This is a genomic window from Nocardia sp. NPDC058497, from assembly GCF_042720195.1.
GTDB lineage: Bacteria > Actinomycetota > Actinomycetes > Mycobacteriales > Mycobacteriaceae > Nocardia.
On the sequence record NZ_JBHXMY010000789.1, the window covers coordinates 1 to 2,210 of the forward strand.

The window sequence follows — 2,210 nt, forward strand, 5'->3', positions numbered from 1 at the left end:
ACACCAACTTCCCGGGCTCTGGTGTGTTGTTTACCCAGTGAACGGCCCCCTTCACTGTGTACGTATCCGGTGCTTCTCGGCCGTACCCAGGACACCAGCAGGTGCGTCAGGCCGACCGCTGCGTGGATCCTATTCCGTTCCGTCCGGAGGAATTTCGGGCAAGCCTTCGCTGGCCCTCAACTTCTCCGCCATGGAGGTGAGCAAATTCTGTGATTCTTCCGAGAGGTCGAATGCCCTGCTGGACAGTCGACGCAGCCCGTAGCCCTGCAGCTGCGCGAGCAGCTCCAGGTCGTGATCGATCTTGGCCGCGTAGATGTCGTTGAAGAAGTAGTCAGGCTTGACCTTGAAGAACTTCGCCAGGGCGGCCACCGTCTCGTCGGACGGGTTGGTTCGTTGTCCCGACCGCAACTGCGAGAGATACGGCTTCGAGATCGGATGCCCGGAGGCAGTCAGCGCAGCCGCAACCTCTGCGTTGGTGTGCGGCTTGCGCCCCGGGGGATGCACGGTTTCGAACAGCTTGTTCAGCCGCGCCGCGAAATCAGCCATTGTGAGCCGCCCAATTCCCTTCACTGTACTAACAGTCGTTATCTCGGATACGTATCATTGATATTAGCGGCTGAGTAACTGAAAACCTACGCCTGAATCAGGATTTCTCTACGGTTTCCGGGGGGGGGGCCCGGCCCCCCGCGGGGGGGGGGGGCGGGGGGCCCCGGCCCCCCCCCGCGCCGGTTGATGTCCTGCTGGCCCTTACACACCGATCGGAGGACGCGCGTCCGTGTTCGACCTGATCTCGAGGTATGACACCCAAATCCTCGACGCCTTCTGGGTGACCATCAAGCTGACGTTCTTCTCCGCGATCGGCGCGCTGATCCTGGGCACCGGAGTCGCCGCCATGCGCGTGTCTCCCATCCCGGTCGCGCGCTGGATCGGCTCCGCCTACGTCTCGATCTTCCGCAACACCCCGCTGACGCTGATCATCGTGTTCTGCTCGCTCGGCCTCTACACCACGCTGGGCTGGAAACTGGCCGGTGATTCGCTGTCGGACAACAACTATCGCTGGGCGATCGTCGGCTTGAGTGTCTACACGGCGGCTTTCGTGTGCGAGTCGCTGCGCTCGGGAATCAATACGGTGCCGCTGGGCCAGTCCGAGGCGGGCCGCTCGCTCGGCTTCGGTTTCGCGCAGAACCTGCGGCTGGTGGTGCTGCCGCAGGCGTTTCGCGCGGTCATCGCCCCGCTGGGCAGTGTGCTGATCGCGTTGACGAAGAACTCGACGATCGCCTCGGTGATCGGCGTCGGCGAGGCCGCGTTCCTGATGAGCGAGATGAACGAGAACGAGGCGGCGCTGCTCGCGATCGGCGCGATCTTCGCCCTCGGCTTCGTCATTCTCACCCTGCCGACCGGCCTGTTCTTCGGCTGGCTGGCCAAGCGATACGAGGTAGCCCGATGAGCGCAGCCGCTTCGGTCCTGTTCGACGCGCCGGGCCCCCGCGCGCGGTGGCGGCATCACTTCTACTCGGTGCTGGTGCTCCTCGCGCTGGCCGGTTTCGGCTGGCTGCTGTTCGACGCGTTCGACGAGCAGGGCCAGTTCACCGCGGCCAAGTGGAAGCCGTTCCTGGAAGCCGGGGTCTGGGAGACCTACCTGCTGCCCGGTCTGCGTGGCACCTTGACCGCGGCGGCCATCTCGATCGTGTTCGCGCTGATCTTCGGCATGATCTTCGGCATCCTGCGGTTGTCGGATCACCGGTGGATCCGCTGGACCGCGGGCGCGATCGTCGAGCTGTCCAGGGCGATCCCGGTGCTGATCCTGATGATCTTCCTGTTCGCCGTGTTCGGCGAGTACAAGATCTTCCGCTCCGACGACCTGGCGCTGGCCGCGGTGGTCATCGCGCTGGTCATCTACAACGCCTCGGTCATCGCCGAGATCGTGCGCGCGGGTATCCGGTCGCTGCCCAAGGGCCAGACCGAGGCCGCGGTGGCGCTGGGCCTGCGCAAGACCCAGCTGATGCGCCTGATCCTGCTGCCGCAGGCGATCACGGCGATGCTGCCCGCGCTGGTGTCACAGATGGTGGTCGTACTCAAGGACACCGCGCTGGGCTACCAGATCACCTATGTGGAGATCGTGCGCGCCGGTCAGCAGGAGGGTGCGTCACAGCAGAACACGATCCCGGCGCTGATGGTCGTCGCGCTGATCATGATCTCGCTGAACCTGGC

General features: G+C 64.6%; 3 protein-coding genes. 2 read left to right on the forward strand and 1 reads right to left on the reverse strand.

The window, feature by feature from the left end; translation table 11 throughout:
* Positions 1–129 precede the first annotated feature (129 nt).
* Positions 130–546 (reverse strand): helix-turn-helix domain-containing protein, encoded by a 417-nt coding sequence (locus tag ACFWPJ_RS30965; protein WP_019044759.1) that lies wholly within the window; start codon positions 544–546, stop codon positions 130–132.
* Positions 547–775: 229 nt separating this feature from the next.
* On the opposite strand from ACFWPJ_RS30965, the gene ACFWPJ_RS30970 reads away from it, so the two are divergent.
* Together ACFWPJ_RS30970 and ACFWPJ_RS30975 are read left to right on the forward strand one after the other, a co-directional pair.
* Positions 776–1,447, forward strand: a complete 672-nt coding sequence (locus tag ACFWPJ_RS30970; protein ID WP_378856787.1) for an amino acid ABC transporter permease — start codon at positions 776–778, stop codon at positions 1,445–1,447.
* A partial coding sequence (locus ACFWPJ_RS30975; protein WP_378856788.1) for an amino acid ABC transporter permease occupies positions 1,444–2,210 on the forward strand: 767 nt, incomplete at its 3' end. The genes ACFWPJ_RS30970 and ACFWPJ_RS30975, both read left to right, overlap by 4 nt.